The organism is Dechloromonas denitrificans (assembly GCF_020510685.1).
GTDB classification, from domain to species: domain Bacteria; phylum Pseudomonadota; class Gammaproteobacteria; order Burkholderiales; family Rhodocyclaceae; genus Azonexus; species Azonexus denitrificans_A.
The window spans coordinates 3,958,469-3,980,000 of the sequence record NZ_CP075185.1 but is presented as its reverse complement, the minus strand read 5'-3'; the positions used below and the strand labels follow the sequence as shown (position 1 = coordinate 3,980,000).

The window sequence follows — 21,532 nt, the reverse complement described above, 5'->3', positions numbered from 1 at the left end:
CCGACAGTTCATTTTTCCGACGACGACGCCGACCCAGTTCGAGCCCGAGGAGATGCGTCAGTCGATTCGGCGCCTGCTCTCATTCAGCCCGGATGCGATGTATCTGACCCACTACGGGCAGGTTGTCGATGTGCAGAAAAAAGGGGAAGACCTGTTGCGCCATCTCGATGTTCTGGTCGACCTGGCGATGTCCGAAAAGGATGGTGGCGCAGATCGCCATCAACGCATCAAGCAGGCGATGACCGCCTATCTGTTCGCCCAGATTCGTGCCCACGGTTGTCGGCTATCCGACGCGCAGTTGGGGGAAATATGGGAGACCGATCTCGAGCTGAACGCCCAGGGCTTGGGTGTCTGGCTGGACAGCCTGGCGGTTTAGAGGAAGCGGCGTCGCCAGAACAGCAGCAGCATGATGCTGGCAATCAGCCCCATCAAGCCGAGGGCGTAATAGAAACCGTCGGCATCGGGCAGCCAGGGCATGACGCGGAAATTCATGCCGAAAATGCCGGCGATCAGCGTCGCCGGCATGAAGATGGTGGCCACCACGGTCAACGTCCGGACTTCCAGATTGACCCGGTGGCTTACCGTCGATAGATAGACGTCAAGGAGACCGGTCGCAAGATCGCGCAAGTCTTCAAGCGATTCAAGAATGTGCACCGTGTGGTCATAAACGTCGCGCAAATATAGCTGCAGCTCGGGCCGGAAAAAATCGGCCGCATCGCGATGCAGCGTGCCGAGTACTTCCCGGAGCGGCGTGAGGTTTCGCCGCAGTTGGGAGACGCAACGTTTGAACTGGTGGATGCCTTCCAGTGTGGCGGGGACCGGTCGCCCGAGGATGTCGTTTTCCAGCGATTCGGCGTGGTCGTTGAGTTGCTCGATGACGCCAAAATAGCTGTCCACGACCGAGTCGATCAGCGAGTAGGCCAGCATATCGACCCCGCCTTTGCGCAGACTGGTCTGTTCGGCGCGAAGGCGCTGGCGGACGGGCTCGAATGTCCGTGAAGGTCTTTCCTGAAAACTCAACAGAAAGTCACGGCCAATAACCAGGCTGATCTGGTCCTGGGTGAGTTCAAGCGGGTCTTGTTTCAGATCGTAGCGGTGCAGGACGAGGTAGAGGTAGTTCTCATACGCATCGATCTTCTGCCGCTGGGCGTTGTTGAGAATGTCTTCCTGAACCAGCGGGTGGAGCGCGTAAATCTCGCCAAGCGCCGCCAGGTCGGCCGGGTTGTGCACCCCATAAATGTTGGCCCAGCGCGTCTTGAACTGTCTGGGGCGGTCGCGGAGGTTGGCCGTGTCGGGCAGCCCTGCTTCGGAAAGCCCTTTTTCGTCGAAGTCGATGACCGAGAAACTGGGCGCTTGGGTTTTTATTTCGCCAATATGCATCAGCGTTCCCGGTGCCAAGCCGGCTTTCCGTGAGCGCAGTTTCTTGGTCTTGCTCATTGGCTGGTAATCAGGCTGATGGCGTGCGCGGCTGCCGCCATGCCGAAAACCGAGGTGACGCAGACGGATGAACCAAACCCGGCGCAATTCAGACCGGCCGGACCGCGTTCGGCATCGCAACTGGCGTCCTTGCTCGGGTAGCGCAAGGGTTCTGTCGAAAATACCGCCGGGACGCCGAATTTCTTTTTGCCATCGCGAGAGAACCCATACTCGCGCCGCAGGATAGAGCGTACCTTGGCAAGCAGCGGGTCTTGCACCGTCTGGCTGAGATCGGCAAGGCGAACCTGGGTCGGATCGAATTGCCCGCCAGCCGCGCCAGCCACAACGATAGGCGTTTTTTGCTGGCGGCAGAAAGCAATCATCGCCGCCTTGGCGCGCACCTGATCAATGGCATCGATGACGACGGAAAAGCCATGGCCCAGTATCTGGCTGACGTTTTCCGGCGTCACGAAATCTTCAATGCAACCGACCTCACAGGCCGGGTTGATCGCCCGAATCCGCTCGGCCATCGCGTCAACTTTGGCTTTGCCGTAGATATCCCCGAGGGCGTGGATCTGTCGATTGGTATTCGATTCGGCGACCATGTCGAGGTCGACCACGGTAATCCGGCCAATTCCAGTCCGGGCCAGGGCTTCGACGCTCCATGAGCCGACGCCGCCGATGCCGACGACACAGACATTGGCCAGGCGCAAGCGCTCGGCGCCCTCGGCGCCATAAAGGCGAGCGATGCCGCCAAAGCGGCGTTGATGATCGACTGGCATCAGCTTTCGATGGTCTTGCGGATAACCGCATTGAAAGGAGCGATCCATTCCGGCGCGAATTGCTTGTCGCAGGCGTTGATCTCGGCAATGGCCCGGAGCACCGAGCGATTCTTGCCGCGATGAATATGTTTCAGCATCACCGCCTCGAAGGCATCGACGATCGCCAGAATCTTGGCGCCCGGACAAATCTCCGGGGCAGGCAGTTGGTTCGGATAGCCGCCGCCATCCGGCATCTCGTGGTGCTGTGCGACCATCTCGGCTGCCTCCTCCCAGCCGGGCATGCGTTGCAACAGGCCGGCGACGAACCCCGGGTGGTTGTTCAGTTGGCGCTTGTCTTCCGGCGTCATCTTTCCAACTTTGAGCCAAACGGCTTCCGGCACCAGCATCATTCCGACATCGTGGAGATAAACCGCCGCTTCGAGTTGCACCGGATCAACGGCGTTGCCGCCGGTTTTGTTGGTTTCCAGGGCAAGACGCAGGATGCGCATGGTTCGTCCCTTGAAAAGCGGTGACCGGCTTTCCAGCTGCAGGGCGAGCGAGCGGAAGAACTGCAGGTCGGAGCTGGCATTTTTCTGTTCGCTCTTCGGCGTTGCGACGCGCGGGGCACGACTCGATATTTCCCCGATGACCGATGGAAAACCGGTTACCGTCTCAATCAGTTCGGCGCACCGGGTATCGACATCTTCGTTGCTGGCCAGGGCAAGGGTGTCGAGTCCCTGAACCAGATCGAGCAGACGAAAATTTTCGACGGATTTTCCGGCAAGCACCGCATCGGTCGCCAGTTCAAGGCGGTCGACGGCCAGCAGGATCATTTCGGCGAGCAGATCGGAGAAGGGGATCTCGCCTTCCCGAAAGCGCCCCATCATCGTTTCGATGGGATGGGCGATGGCGACGCCCAGGTCGAACTTGCACAGTGATGCATCGCCCTTGATATTGTGGATGGCGCGAAAAAGATCGGCGATGATCTCGCGGTCGGCCGGACTTTTCTGCAGCCGTGCCACGTCGTGTTCAATCTGGGGCGCGCGGTCGGTCAGGACGTCGGCGAACTCCTCCAGCGCTTCACGGTCCTGAATGACAGGTGCGGTGATCGAGCGAATATCCATGTCGGCCTCCCCCTTTTTTATGGATTTCTAACTTGTCGAGTTTAGCTTAAACACTTGTCAAATCAGAGTGCCCACTTGATCTTTCGGCCTTGACTGCCCTTACCCGGCCCCCTAAGATTCCGCGCTTCAACAGAGAATAGCCTACCGTGACACTGGAACAGCTTTACGCCCTGATCGGGCCCGATATGAAGGCCGTCGATGCAGTTATTCGCGACCGTTTGCACTCCGACGTGGTCCTGGTCCGGCAGGTTGCTGAATACATCGTCAGCAGCGGAGGCAAGCGCATGCGTCCGGCGCTGGTATTGCTGGCGGCCGGGGCAATGGGGTATCAGGGCAGTCGGCATCATGAGATGGCGGCGGTCGTCGAATTCATCCATACCGCTACCCTGCTGCACGACGACGTGGTCGATGAATCGGCCTTGCGGCGCGGGCGTGATACGGCCAATGCGATGTTTGGCAACGCCGCCAGTGTTCTGGTCGGCGATTTCCTTTATTCCCGCGCCTTCCAGATGATGGTCGCGGTCAACGACATGCGGGTAATGCAGGTGCTCTCCGATGCGACCAACATCATCGCCGAGGGCGAAGTCCTGCAATTGATGAACTGCCATGACGCCGACGTCGACGAAGCGCGTTACATGCAGGTCATCCACTACAAGACCGCCAAGCTCTTCGAAGCCGCGGCCCAGCTCGGCGCCATCCTCGGCAAGGCGACGCCCGAGGTCGAACAAGCCATGGCCGCCTATGGCATGCACCTCGGCACAGCCTTCCAGCTGGTTGACGACGTGCTCGACTACTCTGGGCAGGAAGCCGATACCGGCAAGCATATCGGCGACGATCTGGCCGAAGGCAAGCCGACCCTGCCGCTGATTTATGTCATGCAGCACGGCACGCCGGAGCAAGCCGCCTGTGTTCGCAAAGCCATCGAAGAAGGCGGGCGGGATGATTTCCCGGCGGTGCTCGACGCCATCCGGAAAAGTGGGGCGCTCGACCACGCACGCGCTCGTGCCGGGCAAGAAGCCGAATTGGCGAGAGCATCAATTTCGTGTCTGGGGGGTTCAAATTATCAAAAAGCTCTGCTACAATTGACGCTCTTTGCAGTTGAGAGAAACCATTAGGACTCTTAAACAGCATCGGAGTGTAGCTCAGCCTGGTAGAGCACTGCGTTCGGGACGCAGGGGTCGCAAGTTCGAATCCTGTCACTCCGACCAATTGGAACCCCAGTAACTCAACGAGTTACTGGGGTTTTTCCATTTGGCCCGGCATTCTTGTCGGCGGGCCGGACTCCTGTACCCGGTCTTTCTGCGAATAGCTTGCGTGTGACTGATCCCCTGCGTTGTTTTGGTTGGGCGTGAACAACCTTCTAGCGCAAAGCGTTGTCATTGTCCGTGACATAACGGAACGGACATAGGCCTTTAGGCATATACTCCGCCGCTATGAATTATTCTTCGAACGTCCATGCCACGGATCTGGAGCGCGAAACGGGTCTGGGCAAGGATCTGTTGCGCAAATGGCGGTCCCGCTACGGTTTTCCCCAGCCGCTTACCGGTGATACGCCGGGCTACCCGAAGGAGCAGGTAGCCCAGTTGCGGCTGATCAAGCGCCTGCTCGACGCCGGGTTTCGTCCCGCCTTGATCGTCGGCAAGCCCTTGCTCGAACTGGAAAAGCTGGCGCAGGCGATTGGCTGCGCGGATGCCTGTCCGCAATGGCTGGCGTCGACCCAGCGGGCCATCGAACTGTTGAAAGAGGCCGATCTTGCCGGCCTCGATGCGCTGTTGACTGAGGAATCCCGCCGGCAAAGCATTACCGACTTCGTCCTGTTAACGGTGGCACCGCTGACGACGGCGATCGGCGAAGCCTGGATCAGGGGGGAAATCGAGGTTTTCCATGAGCATCTGTGCACCGGGCTGCTTCAGCGTCAGTTGCAAGCAGCGATCGGCGCCGCGATTCGGCAGGAGTGCCGTCCCCGGATCATCTTCGCCACGCCGCCCGACGAGCTGCACAGTCTCGGCCTGTTGATGGCCCAGGCCGTCCTCGCCGATCATGGTGTCGATTGCGTCAATGTCGGGCCGCACATTGGTGCGGAGGATCTGGCCAAGGCTGCGCTGGCATGTCGGGCCGACATCGTTGCGCTGTCCTTCAGCTTTGCCTATCCGCGGCGCCGGGTGCGGCCTTTTCTCCTCCATCTGCGTTCCCTGTTACCCGAGGCGACGGAAGTCTGGGCTGGCGGGGCGGCCACTGCCGATATCGTCTCGCCGCCGCAGGGCATCCATGTTTTTGCCGACTTGCGGCAGGCGGTGGCTTCGCTGTCGACCGGACGCCCGTCCCATTGACCACCCCACTTGATCGCCCCGTCTTGAATAACCAAGCTCCCATCTCGGCCGTCCGCCAGTTCCTGCGCGACAGCACCCATGGCGAACACGTCCGCCTCAATCAGCACCCCATGCTGTCCGGCATCACCCGTCCCGACTATTCGCTGGACAGGTACCAGTTGGTGCTGGTCGCCTACTACCATTTTTACAAAATCATCGAAGGGGCGATCAGCCAGTTTCTGGCGACGCGAATGCTCCCCTTTTCCTACGACCGACGCCGCAAGCTGCAATGGATCGAGGATGACCTGATGCAGTTCGGGATTGACCCGGAGGCGCCGGCCTTTCTGCCGAAGTCGCCGAGCACGGCTGTCGAGCTGCGCGATATCGGGCAGCTGGTTGGGGTGTTGTACACCATCGAAGGGTCGTCGCTGGGTGGCCAGGTCATTTCCAGGCATCTGGAAGCCCATCTGGGATTGACCGCGACGCAGGGCGCCCGTTTCTTCCATGGTTACGGACCGGATATTGCCTCGTACTGGCAGCAGACCGAAGCGTTTATCGATGCCACTCTGACTCACGACGAGATTCGCGACAGTGCTATGTCATCCGCCAAAACCACATTTTCCTTGATGGAATCCCTTCTTGATGACTATCACCTCGCTCACCAGCCGGTCTGAGGCTGAGCAGCAGCTCGATCTCGAAGCTGCGCTCAAGGTCTGCGCCAGCGAACCGATTCACCAGATCGGCAGCATTCAGCCGGTCGGCGTGTTGATTGCGGTCGATGCCGCCCGGTTGATCGTCACGACGGCCAGCGCCAATCTCGAGCTGATCTTCCCGTTCAGTGCGGAGCAGGCGATCGGCAAACCTTTGCACGAATTGATCGGTCGAGAGCAAGTCGCCCATCTCGAGGTCATCAAGGAGCAATTGGCCGTCCCGGGTGCGATGATCTGGTCGCTGGCGCTACCGGTCGGCGACGGTGTCCGGAAATACGACGCCCAGATCTTCCGCGCCGGCGACAATCTGGTCATCGAGGTGGAGCAAGAGCAAGCGCCCGCCGGCGACGTCTTTCACGAACTCTTCATTCCGATTCGCGATGCCCTCTGGAAGCTGGATTCGGAAACCGATCTCGACCGCTATGCCCAGATGGCGGTCGATCAGGTCCGTCTGCTGACCGGTTTCGACCGGGTGATGATGTACCGCTTCGATGCCAATTGGGACGGCGAGGTGATTGCCGAAAACAAGACGGACGAGGCGGATTCCTATCTCGGCAATCGCTTCCCGGCCGGCGATATTCCGCCCCAGGCCCGGGCGCTCTACACCCGGAATCTGGTCCGGATCATCGTCGATGTCGATGCCGAGCGCGTCCCCCTGTTGTCGCTGCCGGACGATGGCGAGCCGCTTGATCTGAGCTACTCCTGGTTGCGCAGTATGTCGCCGGTCCACGTCGAATACCTGCGCAACATGGGCGTTCGTTCGAGCCTGAGCATATCGCTGGTGCAAAACGACCGTCTCTGGGGCCTGATCGCCTGCCATCATTTCACGCCGAAATACGTCACGCTGAAATCGCGGGAACTGGACGAGTTCATCGGCCGGGCGATTTCGCTCAAGCTGATCAATATGGATCAAAGCGATCGCGACGCGCTGAGCCGGCGTATCCGCGACATCCTGTACGAACTGACCGGGCTGATCCGCTCGTCGGATGACCTCGATGCAGTGATTCATCTGATCGGTGACAAGCTGTTGGGTCTCGTCCGCGCCGTCGGGGCGGTCGTCACCATCGACGGCAAGCGCCATCTGCTGGGCGATACGCCGCACGCCGACGAAGTCGATCTGTTGGTCGAGTTGTTGCGGCAGAGGCCGGTCAGTCCAATGCTCCATACTGACGATCTCGGTCACGCCTTTGCCGATCTCGGAGTGCCCCGACAGTCGGCCGCCCGGCATCTGAGCGGCATGATGGTGGCGCCGCTGGACCACGAAATGCGAAATTTCGTCATGTGGTTCCGCCCCGGCGTCCTGCGCACCCTCCGCTGGGCGGGCAATCCGCAAAAAACGGTGGTGAGCAGTCCGGCCGGCGTTCGCATCTCGCCGCGCAAATCCTTCGCAACCTGGATCGAGACTTACCACGACAAATCGCTGCCCTGGTCGCAGGTCGAAACGGATGCCGCCAACTCGCTGACCCTCGCGCTGATCGAGGTGCTCGCCCAGAAAGCCTTGAAGAGCAGTGAGGAAAGTTATCGCCTGCTGGCCGACAATTCGACCGACATGATTGCCCGCCTCGACCTGGGCGGCCAGTTTCATTTCGCCTCGCCGGCGTGTCGGGAACTGCTCGGCCGGGATAGCGGCCAGATCGTCGGCCTGACGCTGGCCGACGTTCTCGAAGACGGGGCCGTCGTGTTCCGGGAATTGCTGGCCGACATCCGGCAATTGGGAGCGACGGCAACCCGGGTGGTTCGCGGCCGGCGTCCCGACGGTCGGGATCTATGGGTCGAAGCGACACTGAAGCACACGCTGGGCGGACTGGGCCAGGGGGAGATTCTGCTGAATGCCCGCGATGTCACGCAGCGCTACAACTATCAGTTGGCGATCGAGAACGTTCATCGCCGCAATGCCCAGATTCTCGAGGCGGCCGGCGAAGGGTTGGTCAGCCTCGATGCCGGGGGGCTTATCATCTACGCCAACGAACTGGCCTCCAAGATACTCCGGCGCAATGACGATGAACTGCTCGGCAGTAATTGTTGCGAGGTGTTCGCTTGGTCGGACGATGTGCGAGGCGACACCTTGGTCGCGACAAACTGCCCATTTCTCGCCACCCTGTCCGATGGCGAAACCCGCCAGGGCAGGCAGCGCCAGCAGGGCAAGCTCGGCTCGCCGGGGCTGTTTCTCGAGTTTGTCTGCACGCCGCTGGTCGATGGCGGCAAGATCGTCGGCGCCGTCGTCGTCTTCAGCCAGGCGCCGCAGCAAGCACAGGTCGGGCGGAATGCCGCCACCGAGGTGATTCTCGACCAGGCGATCGAGGCGGTGATGGTGACCGACCATCTCGGTCGCATCGCCACGGTGAACCGGGCTTTCAGCGAAATAACCGGGTTCTCTTCCGACGAGGCGGTCGGCAAAACTCCGGCCATCCTCAAGTCGGGCGTTCATACCCCGCATTTCTATGAAGAACTCTGGCGCGAGCTGCGGGAAAAGCGGCGCTGGGCCGGCGAAATCTGGAATCGTCGCAAGAACGGCGAAATCTACCCGCAATGGGGCAGCATCTCCTCCATCCTCGAACCCGACGGGCAAGTGCAAAACTATGTCGCGGTCTTCAGCGACATTTCGAAAGCCAAGCAGGCCGAGGAGAATCTCTACCATCTTGCCAATCACGATACGCTGACCGGCCTGCCCAACCGCCTGAACTTCTCCGACAAGCTGGCGCAGACCCTGGAGCGGAGCAAGCGCCACGGCGGGGGCGCCTCGGTCGTCTTCATCGACCTCGATCGTTTCAAGATCATCAATGACACCCTGGGCCATGCGGTTGGCGACCGCTACCTCAAGTCGGTTGCCGAACGGCTGTTGTCGGCGACTCGCAAGAACGACACGCTGGCCCGCTGGGGTGGCGACGAATTCGTTCTGGTGATGGAAGATGTCACCGATCATCAGCAGATCTGCGATGCCATGGACCGGATGCTGAGGCTGCTCGCCGAACCCATTTATCTTGCCGGACACGAGCTGATTCCGACGGCGAGCATCGGGATCAGCATCTATCCGGATGACTGGCAAAAACCGGCCGATCTGATCAAGGCCGCGGATACCGCGATGTACCGCGCCAAGGACCGGGGCCGCAACTGTTTCGAGTTCTACGCCAAGGACATGGCGGAAGACCTCGGCAAGAAACTGACGATGACCAGCGAGTTGCGCCACGCCTTCCAGCAGCAGCAATTTTTCCTGGTCTACCAGCCCCAGGTCGATCCGCGAAACGGTGCGGTCAAGGGCGTCGAAGCCCTGGTCCGCTGGCAGCATCCACTACGCGGCATTTTGGTCCCGGGCGACTTTCTGCCGACCGTCCAGGATGTCGGCCTGATGTCCGATCTCGGCAACTGGGTGCTGGCCGAAGCCTGCCGGCAGATGCAAGACTGGTCGAGCCGCGGCGTCGGCATCCCCAAGGTGGCGGTCAATGTGGCGCCCTCGCAATTGCGCGAATCGTTTGTCGCGGTGGTCGCCGGCATCATCGAAAAATCGGGGATCGCGCCGGATCAGCTTGAACTGGAGATAACCGAGGGGGCGCTCGAAGCTAGCGAACCGGCTCGCAAGATTACCGAGGGGCTGCGCGCTTTGGGCATATTCCTGTCGGTCGACGACTTCGGCACCGGATATTCGTCCCTGGCGCACATCAAGCTCTTCCCGATCACCTGTTTCAAGATCGACAAATCGTTCATCGACGGCATTCCCGGCAATGCCGACGACGTCACCATCGTGCGGACGATCCTCGCGCTCGGCTCGAGTTTCAAAGTCGAGGTCGTGGCGGAGGGAGCCGAAACCTCGGCGCAGGTGGATTTCCTGAAAACCGAGGGTGTCACCAACATTCAGAGCTACTTTTTCGCCAAACCGATGGTGCCGGAGGATCTCGAGGCGTGGCTTGGCTGATCGTGCCCCGCAGCCCGAAACGGCCCTTTCCGCAAGCGCCGGCGGCGCGGCAAATGTTGCTTGCCAATCGGCCGTCGGAATCAGTTGAATAAGCAGCGTTGACTGGGATGCGGCGGGTGAGGATACTTGGCGGCTCGCCGCCGCATCATCAGGCGCTTTTGCCGCTGTAAGCACGGTGAAAGGGGGGGCGTATAAATTCGGCCCCAGTTAGTCAATCAAATTCGAGGGAATGCCAATGGCTGCAGGAAAATCAAAGATCATTTACACACTAACGGATGAGGCGCCCCTGCTGGCGACCTGTTCCTTTCTGCCGATCATTCGCACCTTCACCGCACCGGCCGGTATCGAGATCGTCAAGAGCGACATTTCGGTTTCCGCCCGTGTCCTGGCCGAATTCTCCGATTACCTGACCGACGAACAAAAAGTTCCGAACACGCTGGCTGAACTGAGCCGCCTGACCCAACTGCCGGACACCAACATCATCAAACTGCCGAACATCAGCGCTTCGGTCGGGCAATTGACCGCGGCGATCAAGGAACTGCAGAAGCGCGGCTTCAAGATTCCCGATTTTCCGGAAAATCCGAAGAACGACGAAGAAAAGGCACTCAAGACCCGCTATTCCAAGTGTCTGGGCAGTTCCGTCAATCCGGTCCTGCGCGAAGGCAACTCCGACCGCCGCGCACCGCTGGCCGTCAAGAAATACGCCCGCAAGAACCCCCATTCGATGGGCGAGTGGAGCATGGCTTCCCGCACCCACGTCGCGCACATGAAGCACGGTGACTTCTACCACGGCGAAAAGTCCATGACCCTGGACAAGGCGCGCGACGTCAAGATGGAACTGGTCACCAAGAGCGGCAAAAGCATCGTGTTGAAGCCGAAGCTCTCGTTGCTGGCCGGCGAGATCATCGATTCGATGTTCATGAGCAAGAAGGCGCTGTGCGAGTTCTACGAAGAGCAGCTGGAAGATGCGCGCAAGACCGGCGTGATGTTCTCGCTGCACGTCAAGGCGACGATGATGAAGGTCTCGCACCCGATCGTCTTCGGCCACTGCGTACGGATCTTCTACAAGGAAGCTTTCGCGAAACACGGCAAGCTGTTCGACGAACTCGGCGTCAACGTCAATAACGGCATGATCAATCTGTACGACAAGATCGCCTCCCTGCCGGAATCGAAGCGCGAAGAAATCGAACGCGATCTGCACGCCTGTCACGAGCACCGCCCGGAACTGGCGATGGTCGATTCGGCCAAGGGCATCACCAATTTCCATTCGCCGAACGACATCATCGTCGACGCCTCGATGCCGGCCATGATCCGCATCGGCGGCAAGATGTGGGGTTCGGATGGCAAGCCGAAGGACACCAAGGCAGTCATGCCGGAATCGACCTTCGCCCGCATCTATCAGGAGATGATCAACTTCTGCAAGACCAACGGCAACTTCGATCCGGTGACCATGGGCACCGTCCCGAACGTCGGTCTGATGGCCCAGCAGGCCGAGGAATACGGCTCGCACGACAAGACCTTCGAAATCCTCGAAGACGGCGTCGCCAACATCACCGACCTGGCGACCGGCGAAGTGCTGCTGTCGCAGAACGTCGAAGCCGGCGATATCTGGCGGATGTGCCAGGTCAAGGACGCACCGATCCGCGACTGGGTCAAGCTGGCCGTTACCCGGGCCCGCAATTCCGGCACGCCGGCCGTTTTCTGGCTGGACCCGTACCGTCCGCACGAAGCCGAACTGATCAAGAAGGTCGAAACCTACCTGAAGGATCACGACACCACCGGTCTCGACATCCAGCACATGTCGCAGGTGCGCGCCATGCGGTACACGCTGGAACGCGTCATCCGCGGCATGGATACCATCTCGGTGACCGGCAACATCCTGCGCGACTACCTGACCGACCTGTTCCCGATCATGGAACTCGGCACCAGCGCCAAGATGCTGTCGATCGTCCCGCTGATGGCCGGCGGCGGCATGTACGAAACGGGAGCCGGCGGTTCGGCTCCGAAGCACGTCAAGCAGCTGGTTGAAGAGAACCACCTGCGCTGGGATTCGCTCGGCGAATTCCTGGCCCTGGCCGTTTCTCTCGAGGAGCTGGGCATCAAGACCGGCAACAACAAGGCCAAGGTCCTGGCCAAGACGCTCGACGATGCAACCGGCAAGCTGCTCGACAACAACAAGTCGCCGTCGCCGCGCACCGGTGAGCTGGACAACCGGGGCAGCCAGTTCTACCTGGCCATGTACTGGGCTCAGGAACTGGCCGCGCAGACCGACGACAAGGAACTGCAGGCGCAGTTCGCGCCGCTGGCCAAGGCGCTGACCGAGAACGAGCCGAAGATCGTTGCCGAGTTCAAGGCGGTGCAGGGCAAGCCGGCCGACATCGGCGGCTATTACCTCGCCGATGCCGAAAAGTGCAAGGCCGTGATGCGCCCGAGCGCCACCCTCAACGCCGTGTTGCAAGCGGCGCGCGCCTGATCGGACGGTAGTCCGCATCCCTGCCGACAAACCAGAGCGCCGGTTTGTCGGCAAGGCAGGGCGCCTGGTCGCCCTCCATTCCCGGTTAATCAGGCAGTCCTCGCCTATCCTCCGCCAACTGCCGCCCGGCGAGTCGCGTCTATTGACTCGGCTGCATCCGGCGCAGGCGTTGCCACAGCCAGCTGCCTGACTGTTCCTGACCGGTAAGTACGTAGTTCAGCTCGTTCTCGTTGTGCAGCGTCAACGCCAGATTGCGTCGGGTGTCGAGCGGGCTGGCGAGCAGCAGGTGATCGTCGGCGGCGAGCCGGAAGTTGTCGTCGGGGAGCAGGAAGCATTCACCGCCGCGCTCGACCATTAACGCCACGGCAGCCAGCGGCTGCGTGCGGTCGCGGCCGTCGCGCAGGATTTCGCCCAGCCTGAACGGCGGGCTGTCACTCAAGGCCAGGCAGGCCGCCGGCGCTTCGGAAATATTCAGCCGGATGCCCCAGACCGTTGGCGTCAGGCCATCGCACAATCCTTGCAGGCGGCCGACCAGGTGCAAGCTCCAGTCTTCGCTCTTGTCGCGCAGCCGGGCGAGAAAACGGGCGAGCAGCGGGGTGGTCAGAATGGCGATGCACTCCTGAGCGACGATGTGACTGGGGACCATCGAAAAATCGCCCCGGAATGCCTCGAACAGCGGCGTGTTGGCATTGTGATTCTGCCGCGTCACGACGAACAGTCGCGGATTGAGCTTGGCTGCGGTGACGGCGATGGAGAGGTTGTTAACGTCGTTGTCGCTGCCGGCGATGATGCCCGAGGCGGCTTCGATGCCGGCCTGTTTCAGCGTGGCGGCCTCGGTGCCGTCGCCGACGATGCCCTGGCTGGCTTCCTTGGTGCTCGGATCGATGATGGTCAGCGTCACGCCGGCCGGTTGCAGGCGTTCCGCCACGGCCCGGCCAAAGCGGCCGTAGCCGCACAGGATCCAGTGACCGGCGGGCGGCCGGTGTGGTTCCGGGATTGGCGTTTCCGGCAGGCTGGTCAGCAGTTCGATCAGGCGGAAACGTTCCGGGGCGGCGACGGCCATCGCCAGATGATCGGCAAAGCGCTCGAAAGGGTTGATGATGTGGTCGGTGCCGAACGAGGCCATGTTGGCCTTGACGGCCGGGCTGCGCGAGCGGGCGATGACCGGGATGTCGGGATTGAGCAGGCGGACGGCGATGGCCACGGCGAGATTGCTTTCCTCGTCGTTGGTCACCGCCAGTACGCCGCGGCATTTCGGGTGCTTCAGGCCGGCTAGCAGCAGATTGTCGGGCAGGCGGGCATCGGCGGCGAGGGCCGGGGTGTCGGTCTTGAAGTCCTGCAGGTCGAGTTCCTGAACGCGTAGTTCATTCTTTTCCAGCACGACGAAGGCCTGATTGAGGCGGTCGAAGTTATGGGCAATCAGGCTGCCGGTTTCGCCGCAGCCGCAGATCAGGTAGAACGGCTCTTTCAGGATGCGGACGCGCCGGACAAAGCGGTTGGTCGTCAGCGTGTTCTGGAAACCCTTGTCCTGCAGCAGCGCGATCAGGGTGACCAGCGAATAGGACCAGCCGACCACGGTCAGATAGATGCAGACGATGACCCACAGGCGCTGGGCGTCGGAAAAGGCATTCGGAATCTCCCCGAAGCCGATGGTCGTCGCGGTGTAGCTGATGAAATAGAAGGCGTGGAAGAAACTGAGCGGGGCGGCCGGCTGACCGGCGGCATCGACGCCGGGGACCAGCGTCAGGCCGATCACGGAAATACCGTAGAGGGCGATCAGCAGAATGATCGGCGCCCGCATGCGCCGCAGGACGAGGAAGAAGGCGTTATTCACGCGCGCCTCCTAGCGGCGAAGCATCACGGTTTCAACGATGAGGATGACGACGGAAACGATGTTGGCGACCAGCGCCCCACCCGACAGCGAGACGACGCTGGAGGTGACATGCATGGTCATGCCGGTGCCGGTAATGTGTACGGCGACGCCCCAGGTGATGGCCGCCACGATCAATTGCAGGTCGGCGACCAGGCTGGTCGCCAGGTGGATGGCGCCGATCTGCGTCCGGTCGCCGAACTTCAGGGCGGTGGCGATCAGGCTGACGATCAGCGCGGCGGCCAGTTCATAAACGCTGTGCACCACCGGGTTGGCGATGTCGCCGATGAAGAAGCCGAAATTGAGGGTGGCCGCGAGAACGATGAAAAAACCGAAAATGACCTTTTCCAGATTCATGCTGCAACCCCTGTATGGTTTGCTTCAGCGCGAACTTCGCCGATTCAGCTCTTTCTAGCGCGTTTCGACCGGTGCCGTCTGTGCCGGCACATTGCGGGCGCCGCCGACGGAACTGCTGTCGATGCGGCGGGTATCGGCTTCGGCGACCACTTCCATGATCGAAACTACCCGGCGCACGCCGTCCGTGGTCCGGGCGATGGCAATGGCGACCTTGGCTTCGCGGTCATTGACGATGCCCATCAGGTAAGCCACGCCGTTCTCGGTGACCACCTTGACGTGATTGGCCGACAGCTGGTTGGAGTCGACCAGGCGGGCTTTCAGCTTGGAAGTGATGTAGCTGTCGTTGCTGCGGTTGCCAAGCGCCGATGCCGCGGCGATGTTTACTTCGTTGAAGACTTCCTTGACGCCTTCGACTTGCCGGGTCTGCTCGCCGATGATGTTCTTGGCTTCTTCGCTCGGCACTTCGCCGGTAATCAGCACGCGATGGTTGTAGGAGGTGAAATTGAGGTGGGAGAAGGCCTTGAACTTCTCCGGGACGCGCTGGGCGGCCTTCCATTCAGTGGTTTCGTCGTCGGCCTGGACGCCGGTCGAGCGCCGGTCATGGGCCGACATCACGCCGACTGCGCCGCCGGCGATGATCGCCGGGACGCAGCCCTGCAGCAACGGGAACAGCGTAGCCAGCGCCAGTACGGCGACGGCGAGTTTGGTTTTTTGCATCATTAGACTCCCAGCAGAAGCGCGTCGATGCCATCGCACAGGCAATGGATGACGAGCAAATGGGTTTCCTGAATTCGCGCCGTCCGGTCGGCCGGCACGCAGAGATGGATATCGTCGTCGCGCAGCATTTCGCCGATCTGGCCGCCGCCTTTGCCGGTCAGTGCAACGACCCGCATGTCGGCTTCGTGCGCCGATTTGATCGCCTCGATGACGTTGTTGGAATTGCCCGAGGTCGAGATGGCGAGCAGGACGTCGCCGGCATGGCCGAGGGCGCGTACCTGTTTGGAAAAAATCTGGTTGAACGAATAGTCGTTGCCGACTGCGGTCAGGATCGAGCTGTCGGTAGTCAGCGCAATCGCCGCCAGTTCCTGCCGTTCCGCTTCGAATCGGCCGACCAGTTCGGCGGCGAAATGTTGCGAGTCGCCGGCCGAGCCGCCGTTGCCGCAGGCGAGAATCTTGCCGCCGTTGATCAGGCTGTTGGTCAGTGTTTCGATGGCGGCGGCGATCGGGGCGGCCATCTGGTCGATCGCATTCAGCTTGGTGTTGGCGCTGTCTTCGAAGTGCTGGGCGACGCGGGCAATCAGATCCATATTTTTCAGTAAGTTGGGGCTGGTAATCGAAGCATTCTACATCACAGCTCGATGAAGACCTCGAACTCGACCCGCTGCCACGGGTTGGCATCCTCGCGCAGTTTGGCAATGCGCGCCACCAGCCGTTCGCCCTGATCCATCGCCGCCGCAAGCATCCGGTTTTCGCGGCGCGGCACGTAACCCAACTGGTGGCCGCGCCATTCGACGCGGATGGCGTTGCGGTCATGGCGGTTGTCCGGTTCGCGCACCAGATCGAGGCGGTCGCCGACCCGCATCTGCGACCACTGCTCGCCGACCGCGTAATACTGGCTGCCGGCCAGCGGCGAGCTCTGGATGAGCAGCCGGACGCTCTCCGCCGCGGCCGGCGCCAGCCAGAAAAGCAGGCTAATCGTCAGCAGCAAACGCATTCCGCATCCATTCGAGGCGTTCGCCGTCGATCAGCACGCAATCGAAGCGGCAGTCGCAATCTGCCTTGCCGCTCAGATAGTGCCGGGCGGCCAGGACGATGCGCCGGCGCTTGCTGGCGGTGATGCTGGCGGCGGCACCGCCGAAGTCGCTGCGGCTGCGCTGGCGCACTTCGACAAAGACCAGGGTCTTGCCATCGCGGCAGATCAGGTCGATCTCGCCGCCGCGCACCCGGAAATTGCGCTCCACCACGCGCAGGCCAGCGCATTCGAGATGCCGTGCCGCGCGCGTCTCGGCTTCGCGACCGCGCGTCGTGGTGGTATCGTTGGTCTTTACCTGCATGCCTGAAAAAATGACGGAAGAATCCGCTGCATTGTATGTCGTCCCGACCCCGCTCGGAAACATGACCGATCTGACGCGCCGGGCCGAGGAAATCCTGCGTACCGTGCCCTGGGTCGCCGCCGAAGACACCCGGCACAGCGGGCCGCTGTTGAAACAACTCGGCGCCAAGGCGCGAACCTTGCCGGCACACCAGCACAACGAACACGAAGCCGCCGCCCGCATCGTCGAGCGCCTGTTGGCCGGCGAAGCGGTGGCGCTGATTTCCGATGCCGGCACGCCGGGCATTTCCGATCCCGGCGCCCGCATCGTCGCCGCCGTCCGCGCCGCCGGTTGCCCGGTCATTCCGCTGCCTGGCCCGTGCGCGGTGACTACCGCGCTGTCCGGTTCCGGCCTGCTCGACGAACATTTTCTCTTCTACGGTTTCCTGCCGAGCAAGGGCGGGCAACGTCGGCAGGCCATCGAGGCCTTGCGCGAACACCCGTACGCCCTGGTTTTCTACGAAGCCCCGCACCGCGTGCTGGAAACAGTCGCCGATCTCGCCACGGTTCTTGGCGAACGCACGCTGGTCATCGCCCGCGAACTGACCAAAATGTTCGAGTCGATCCATTCCGGCCCCTTGAGCGAGGCGCTCGACTGGCTGAAGGAAGACAGCAATCGTCAGCGCGGCGAGTTCGTGCTGATGGTCTCCGGCGCGCCGGCCGATGCCGACGATGGCGAAGGCGAGCGGGTGCTCAAGCTGCTGCTGGCGGAAGGCTTGCCGGTCAAGCAGGCGAGCAAGCTGGCATCGGCGATCACCGGCGCGGCGAAAAATGCGCTTTATGAGCGGGCCCTGGCCCTGAAAAGTTAAAATCCGGCAAACCGTACCGAGACCGATCATGCAACTGACCATTACCCGCCCCGACGACTGGCATCTCCACCTGCGCGATGGCGAAGCGCTGGCTTCCGTCCTCGCCCACACCGTCCGCCAGTTCGGCCGGGCCATCGTGATGCCCAACCTGAAACCGCCGGTCACCACCGTCGACCAGGCTGCCGCCTACCAGGCTCGCATCGTCGCCGCCTTGCCGGCCGGCAGCAGCTTCGAGCCGCTGATGACGCTGTACCTGACCGACAACACGCCGGCCAGCGAAATCGCCAGGGCGGCCGCGAGCGGTTTCGTCAAGGCGGTGAAGCTTTACCCGGCCGGGGCGACGACCAATTCCGATGCCGGCCTGACCGATATCGCCAAGGCTTACGACGCGCTGGCCGAAATGGAGCGTCTCGGCCTGCCGTTGCTGGTGCATGGCGAAGTGACCGATCCGGCGATCGACCTGTTCGACCGCGAAAAGGTCTTCATCGACACCGTCTTGCTGCCGCTGGTCCAGCGTTTCCCGAAACTGAAGGTGGTGATGGAGCACATCACCACCAAGGATGCGGCCGAATTCGTGGCCGGTGCGCCGGCTACCGTTGCCGCGACGATCACCGCGCATCACCTGCTCTACAACCGCAACGCCATCTTCCAGGGCGGTGTTCGTCCGCACTGGTACTGCCTGCCGGTGCTGAAGCGCGAAACTCACCGCGCGGCACTGGTTGCCGCAGCGGTGTCCGGCAACCCGAAGTTCTTCCTCGGCACCGACTCGGCGCCGCACGCCAAGGGCGCCAAGGAGGCGGCCTGCGGCTGTGCCGGTTGCTACACCGCCTATGCGGCGCTGGAGTTGTATGCCGAGGCCTTCGAGCAGGCCGGCGCGCTGGGCAAGCTGGAAGCCTTTGCCAGCTTCAACGGCCCGGACTGGTACGGCCTGCCGCGCAACAGCGGCACGGTGACGCTGGTCAAGGAAAGCTGGGAGGTGCCGGCCGATTACCCGTATCTCAGCACCGACCGCATCGTGCCGTTGCGGGCCGGTGAAACACTCTCGTGGAAAATGCTCTGAGGAATCGCATCATGCGTCTGCGCCATCTGATCCTGCCGCTGTTTGCCGCGCCGCTGCTGACCGCCTGCGTCAACGACGCCGCGACCTACGAAATCGACAACACCCGCGAGCATGTGCTGTCGCTGATCCGCGAGCAGCCGTATTTCTGGGACAACAAGGTTGAGCTCTTCCTGGTGGTCTCCAGGATGCCGGCCTGCATGCGCCGGCACAGTCTGGGCACCGGCACGGCGAAGAGCCGGGTCGAGGTTTATCAGGTGCCTTCGGGCGCCTTCATCATCAAGGTCGGCAAGCGGATGTTCGCGACCGAAACGCAAACCTGCGAGAGTTTCGCCAAGATGGACAGCGAGCCGCTGGAAGGCATGGGGCAACTGATGGGGGTCTTCCGGCTGAAGGATGGCGAACTGGTCTTCGCCAAGGAAGCGGCAGGCGGGGCTGGCGACGCCGAAGAGTGAGCGCGGCGCCCGCTTGCGATTCACCGCTGTTCGCGCCGCTGCGGCGCTGGCTCGACCTCCTGCCATCGGCGCCGGAAAGCGGCGCCTTGGCCGAACTGGCCGAGCGCTTTCCGATCCATACGGCAAACGGTTGCCGGGTGCGTTTCGTGCCGCCGCAGCCGGATGGCCGGGTCTATGAGTGCCGCATCTGGGAGCGTGGCGAAGTCGAGACGCGGCGCGACAACTGGCACGATTTCTTCAATGCCCTGGTCTGGCTGACCTTCACCCGGACCAAGCTGGCCGTCAGCGCCAGCCATGTTCGCGCGATGACGCCGAGCGGCGCGGCGCGCGGCACGATCCGCGATGCGCTGACGCATTTCGACGAATGCGGCATCGTCGTCGTCTCAAGCAAGCCGGAACTGCTCGACCTGTTGCGTGGCTTCGAATGGAAAAAGCTGTTCGTCGACCACCGTGCCGAAGTGAAAAGCGCCATGCGCTTCATCATCTTCGGCCATGCCACATACGAACAGCTGCTCAAGCCGTTTCGCGGCCTGACGGCCAAGGCCGTACTCTTCGAGGAGAGTGAAGGGTGGCTGGGGATGTCGCTGGCCGACCAGCTGACTGCGGTCGACACTCGTCTGGCCGCTGATCTGGCCAGCGGTCGCTACCAGCGACCGCGCGACTTTCAACCCCTGCCCTTGCTCGGTATTCCCGGCGTCGTGCCGGAGAATGAAAACCCTGCGTACTACGACGACACGTATCAGTTTCGCCCCGGACGCGGAGCGCGTCGGTCGGCTTAGTAGCGGCGGCGACGCGGCGGTGCGGAGGTGCCGGTGCGGGTTTCGATGTGACGGAAGGTGATGCGGCCCTTGCTCAGATCGTAGGGCGAGAGTTCAAGCGTCACTTTGTCGCCGACCAGGATGCGGATGTGATTCTTCTTCATCTTGCCTGAGGTGTAGGCGATCAGTTCGTGACCGTTTTCCAGCGTGACGCGAAAGCGGGTATCGGGAAGGACGTCGTTCACGACGCCTTGCATTTCAAGTAGTTCTTCTTTTGCCAAGGATAATTCTCCGGTGATAAATGAGTTGGGGGGTTAAATGGCGTTGACTGCTGCGTCGGTCGACAGTGCTTCGCTTCGGTGACGCGGCAGTTCCCAGGGGCGGCCGGCTTCGGTGATGGCGCTGACCGTGATGACCGGCGGCGGAGAAGTGACGCTGCCGAAAATCGTTGCGTAAGAGACGTCGGCCGCATCGCGGCCAGTGCCCATGCGGACGAAACCCATCGGGATCGCCGTGCCGGACGGGTCGAACAAATACCAGCGGTGGTCGAGAAAGACTTCGACGTAGGCATGGAAATCGGTCGGCCCGAGGGCCGGATCGGCACCGTAATCGATGCCGGTGGTAAAGCGCGCCGGGATGTTCAGGGCGCGGCAGATGGCGATCATCAGATGGGCGAAGTCGCGGCAGACGCCGACCCGGTCGGTCAGGGTGTCGAGTGCCGAGGTGTTCGAATTGCTGGTGTTGGAGCGGAAGGTGATCTGCTGACGGACCCAGGTCTGGATCGCTTCGACCCGGCGGTAGCCTTTCGGCAGATGGCCGAATTCCTTGAGCGCCAGCAGGCTGAGGCGGTCGGACTGGCAGTAGCGGCTGGGGTAGATGTAGGTCAGCGCCGACAGCGGCAACTGGGCGACCGGCGTTTCGCCGATGCTGTCCGGTTGGCCGACGTGATGGTCGATATCGACGGTGGACTGGTAATTGACGTGCAGCGGTCCCGGGCCGGCGGTCAGGCGTAGGTAGCGGGCGTAGGTCGTCGGGTTGGTCTGGATCGTCGTCAGGACGGGCTGGCTGATCTGCAGTTGTTCGCTGATCACCAATTGGTTGGCAGTCTGGGCGGCGTGGATGTTGAAGACAAAATCGGTGCCGGGGTAAAGAAGTTCGTAATGGAGATCAATCGCGAACTGAATGCGAACCATGTATTTCCTAAAAATGACGCCGCCTGTTGTCCAGGTGACCACTGAAAACGACGCTGTGCGGCGGGAAATGGCGGGGTCGGCGGGCGGGCAGTTCGCGGAGCGAAGGCGCTGCCGGGGAAAAGGCATTTCCGCGGGGCAAAACGATGATTTGTAAGCCTTTCAGCTTAGCCCGACTATCTTACGCGCCCATACCCGAGGCGGCAAGGTAAATCAAGGGCAATCGTCGGATTCGTTGGCC

21 protein-coding genes and 1 tRNA gene (1 of these 22 only partly in view) are annotated in these 21,532 nt (G+C 61.8%); 11 read left to right on the top strand and 11 right to left on the bottom strand.

Going from position 1 to position 21,532, the window contains the following annotated elements; translation table 11 throughout:
* On the top strand, positions 1 to 376 hold the 3' end of the coding sequence (locus KI611_RS18980) for an MBL fold metallo-hydrolase (RefSeq protein WP_413463921.1). The gene continues 572 nt to the left of window position 1, outside the view; only the last 376 of its 948 coding nucleotides appear in the window; its start codon lies off the left edge, out of view; its stop codon occupies positions 374 to 376.
* Here KI611_RS18980 and corA read toward each other — a convergent pair.
* From corA to KI611_RS18965, 3 genes are read right to left on the bottom strand one after another with little or no spacing between them, the layout of a single operon-like run.
* A complete protein-coding gene (corA, locus tag KI611_RS18975; RefSeq protein ID WP_226417210.1) occupies positions 373 to 1,437 on the bottom strand; it encodes a magnesium/cobalt transporter CorA in 1,065 nt (354 codons plus the stop codon). The genes KI611_RS18980 and corA overlap by 4 nt on opposite strands.
* Entirely contained in the window at positions 1,434 to 2,198 is a 765-nt protein-coding gene (gene tcdA, locus KI611_RS18970) for a tRNA cyclic N6-threonylcarbamoyladenosine(37) synthase TcdA (protein WP_226417209.1), read from the bottom strand. The genes corA and tcdA overlap by 4 nt, the downstream gene beginning before the upstream one ends.
* The gene (locus KI611_RS18965; protein WP_226417208.1) at positions 2,198 to 3,301 is read right to left on the bottom strand and encodes an HD domain-containing phosphohydrolase; all 1,104 of its coding nucleotides are present in this window, start codon (positions 3,299 to 3,301) and stop codon (positions 2,198 to 2,200) included. The genes tcdA and KI611_RS18965 overlap by 1 nt, the downstream gene beginning before the upstream one ends.
* 146 nt (positions 3,302 to 3,447) lie before the next feature.
* On the opposite strand from KI611_RS18965, the gene ispB reads away from it, so the two are divergent.
* The 6 genes from ispB (at position 3,448) to KI611_RS18935 (ending at position 12,703) form a co-directional block, all read left to right on the top strand.
* Entirely contained in the window at positions 3,448 to 4,416 is a 969-nt protein-coding gene (gene ispB, locus KI611_RS18960; RefSeq protein WP_226417207.1) for an octaprenyl diphosphate synthase, read from the top strand.
* 16 nt (positions 4,417 to 4,432) lie between these two features.
* Positions 4,433 to 4,509 (top strand) — tRNA-Pro (locus KI611_RS18955).
* Between the two features lie 225 nt (positions 4,510 to 4,734).
* The gene (locus KI611_RS18950) at positions 4,735 to 5,631 is read left to right on the top strand and encodes a MerR family transcriptional regulator (protein ID WP_226417206.1); all 897 of its coding nucleotides are present in this window, start codon (positions 4,735 to 4,737) and stop codon (positions 5,629 to 5,631) included.
* Positions 5,632 to 5,654: 23 nt separating this feature from the next.
* The gene (locus KI611_RS18945; protein ID WP_226417205.1) at positions 5,655 to 6,284 is read left to right on the top strand and encodes a biliverdin-producing heme oxygenase; all 630 of its coding nucleotides are present in this window, start codon (positions 5,655 to 5,657) and stop codon (positions 6,282 to 6,284) included.
* On the top strand, positions 6,253 to 10,230 hold the full coding sequence (locus tag KI611_RS18940) for an EAL domain-containing protein (protein WP_226417204.1): 3,978 nt from the start codon (positions 6,253 to 6,255) through the stop codon (positions 10,228 to 10,230). The genes KI611_RS18945 and KI611_RS18940 overlap by 32 nt, the downstream gene beginning before the upstream one ends.
* 235 nt (positions 10,231 to 10,465) lie before the next feature.
* On the top strand, positions 10,466 to 12,703 hold the full coding sequence (locus tag KI611_RS18935) for an NADP-dependent isocitrate dehydrogenase (RefSeq protein ID WP_226417203.1): 2,238 nt from the start codon (positions 10,466 to 10,468) through the stop codon (positions 12,701 to 12,703).
* A 139-nt stretch (positions 12,704 to 12,842) separates the two neighbouring features.
* Here the strand turns inward: KI611_RS18935 and KI611_RS18930 are convergent, their stop codons facing one another.
* Genes KI611_RS18930 through KI611_RS18905 form a run of 6 tightly spaced genes read right to left on the bottom strand, consistent with a single transcriptional unit; the run spans position 12,843 to position 16,984 of the window.
* Positions 12,843 to 14,537, bottom strand: coding sequence for a potassium channel family protein (locus KI611_RS18930; RefSeq protein WP_226417202.1), 1,695 nt, complete (start codon positions 14,535 to 14,537; stop codon positions 12,843 to 12,845).
* A gap of 9 nt (positions 14,538 to 14,546) precedes the next feature.
* The gene (locus tag KI611_RS18925; RefSeq protein ID WP_226417201.1) at positions 14,547 to 14,930 is read right to left on the bottom strand and encodes a DUF6394 family protein; all 384 of its coding nucleotides are present in this window, start codon (positions 14,928 to 14,930) and stop codon (positions 14,547 to 14,549) included.
* A 54-nt stretch (positions 14,931 to 14,984) separates the two neighbouring features.
* Positions 14,985 to 15,647 carry a BON domain-containing protein gene (locus tag KI611_RS18920; protein ID WP_226417200.1) on the bottom strand — a complete coding sequence of 221 codons (663 nt, stop codon included), beginning with the start codon at positions 15,645 to 15,647 and terminating at the stop codon, positions 14,985 to 14,987.
* A gap of 2 nt (positions 15,648 to 15,649) precedes the next feature.
* Positions 15,650 to 16,237, bottom strand: a complete 588-nt coding sequence (locus tag KI611_RS18915; RefSeq protein ID WP_226417199.1) for a phosphoheptose isomerase — start codon at positions 16,235 to 16,237, stop codon at positions 15,650 to 15,652.
* 41 nt (positions 16,238 to 16,278) lie between these two features.
* On the bottom strand, positions 16,279 to 16,644 hold the full coding sequence (locus KI611_RS18910; protein ID WP_226417198.1) for an HIRAN domain-containing protein: 366 nt from the start codon (positions 16,642 to 16,644) through the stop codon (positions 16,279 to 16,281).
* Positions 16,622 to 16,984, bottom strand: a complete 363-nt coding sequence (locus KI611_RS18905; RefSeq protein WP_226417197.1) for a YraN family protein — start codon at positions 16,982 to 16,984, stop codon at positions 16,622 to 16,624. Before KI611_RS18905 ends, KI611_RS18910 begins: the two co-directional genes overlap by 23 nt.
* Before the next feature lie 10 nt (positions 16,985 to 16,994).
* Here KI611_RS18905 and rsmI point away from each other — a divergent pair, with 10 nt between their 5' ends.
* The 4 genes from rsmI to KI611_RS18885 are packed head-to-tail and all read left to right on the top strand — an operon-like array spanning position 16,995 to position 20,122.
* Complete coding sequence (gene rsmI, locus KI611_RS18900; RefSeq protein WP_226417196.1) at positions 16,995 to 17,831, top strand: 16S rRNA (cytidine(1402)-2'-O)-methyltransferase; 837 nt, start codon at positions 16,995 to 16,997, stop codon at positions 17,829 to 17,831.
* Between the two features lie 28 nt (positions 17,832 to 17,859).
* Entirely contained in the window at positions 17,860 to 18,891 is a 1,032-nt protein-coding gene (gene pyrC, locus KI611_RS18895) for a dihydroorotase (RefSeq protein WP_413463920.1), read from the top strand.
* Positions 18,892 to 18,902: 11 nt separating this feature from the next.
* Positions 18,903 to 19,343: a hypothetical protein gene (locus KI611_RS18890; RefSeq protein WP_226417195.1), complete on the top strand. Its 441-nt coding sequence runs from the start codon at positions 18,903 to 18,905 to the stop codon at positions 19,341 to 19,343.
* Positions 19,340 to 20,122: a DUF3025 domain-containing protein gene (locus KI611_RS18885; protein WP_226417194.1), complete on the top strand. Its 783-nt coding sequence runs from the start codon at positions 19,340 to 19,342 to the stop codon at positions 20,120 to 20,122. The genes KI611_RS18890 and KI611_RS18885 overlap by 4 nt, the downstream gene beginning before the upstream one ends.
* On the opposite strand, the gene infA is transcribed toward KI611_RS18885, so the two are convergent.
* Complete coding sequence (gene infA / locus KI611_RS18880; protein WP_226417193.1) at positions 20,119 to 20,382, bottom strand: translation initiation factor IF-1; 264 nt, start codon at positions 20,380 to 20,382, stop codon at positions 20,119 to 20,121. The genes KI611_RS18885 and infA overlap by 4 nt on opposite strands.
* 33 nt (positions 20,383 to 20,415) lie before the next feature.
* Entirely contained in the window at positions 20,416 to 21,294 is an 879-nt protein-coding gene (locus KI611_RS18875) for a transglutaminase-like domain-containing protein (RefSeq protein WP_226417192.1), read from the bottom strand.
* Positions 21,295 to 21,532: the final 238 nt, after the last annotated feature.

Excerpts from the sequence above, each read along its gene's own strand:
- corA (WP_226417210.1), bottom strand. The coding sequence starts at position 1,437 with ATGAGCAAGACCAAGAAACTGCGCTCACGGAAAGCCGGCTTGGCACCG.
- tcdA (WP_226417209.1), bottom strand. The coding sequence starts at position 2,198 with ATGCCAGTCGATCATCAACGCCGCTTTGGCGGCATCGCTCGCCTTTAT.
- KI611_RS18965 (WP_226417208.1), bottom strand. The coding sequence starts at position 3,301 with ATGGATATTCGCTCGATCACCGCACCTGTCATTCAGGACCGTGAAGCG.
- KI611_RS18950 (WP_226417206.1), top strand. The coding sequence starts at position 4,735 with ATGAATTATTCTTCGAACGTCCATGCCACGGATCTGGAGCGCGAAACG.
- KI611_RS18940 (WP_226417204.1), top strand. The coding sequence starts at position 6,253 with ATGACTATCACCTCGCTCACCAGCCGGTCTGAGGCTGAGCAGCAGCTC.
- KI611_RS18935 (WP_226417203.1), top strand. The coding sequence starts at position 10,466 with ATGGCTGCAGGAAAATCAAAGATCATTTACACACTAACGGATGAGGCG.
- KI611_RS18925 (WP_226417201.1), bottom strand. The coding sequence starts at position 14,930 with ATGAATCTGGAAAAGGTCATTTTCGGTTTTTTCATCGTTCTCGCGGCC.
- KI611_RS18920 (WP_226417200.1), bottom strand. The coding sequence starts at position 15,647 with ATGCAAAAAACCAAACTCGCCGTCGCCGTACTGGCGCTGGCTACGCTG.
- KI611_RS18915 (WP_226417199.1), bottom strand. The coding sequence starts at position 16,237 with ATGGATCTGATTGCCCGCGTCGCCCAGCACTTCGAAGACAGCGCCAAC.
- KI611_RS18910 (WP_226417198.1), bottom strand. The coding sequence starts at position 16,644 with ATGCGTTTGCTGCTGACGATTAGCCTGCTTTTCTGGCTGGCGCCGGCC.
- KI611_RS18905 (WP_226417197.1), bottom strand. The coding sequence starts at position 16,984 with ATGCAGGTAAAGACCAACGATACCACCACGACGCGCGGTCGCGAAGCC.
- rsmI (WP_226417196.1), top strand. The coding sequence starts at position 16,995 with ATGACGGAAGAATCCGCTGCATTGTATGTCGTCCCGACCCCGCTCGGA.
- pyrC (WP_413463920.1), top strand. The coding sequence starts at position 17,860 with ATGCAACTGACCATTACCCGCCCCGACGACTGGCATCTCCACCTGCGC.
- KI611_RS18890 (WP_226417195.1), top strand. The coding sequence starts at position 18,903 with ATGCGTCTGCGCCATCTGATCCTGCCGCTGTTTGCCGCGCCGCTGCTG.
- KI611_RS18875 (WP_226417192.1), bottom strand. The coding sequence starts at position 21,294 with ATGGTTCGCATTCAGTTCGCGATTGATCTCCATTACGAACTTCTTTAC.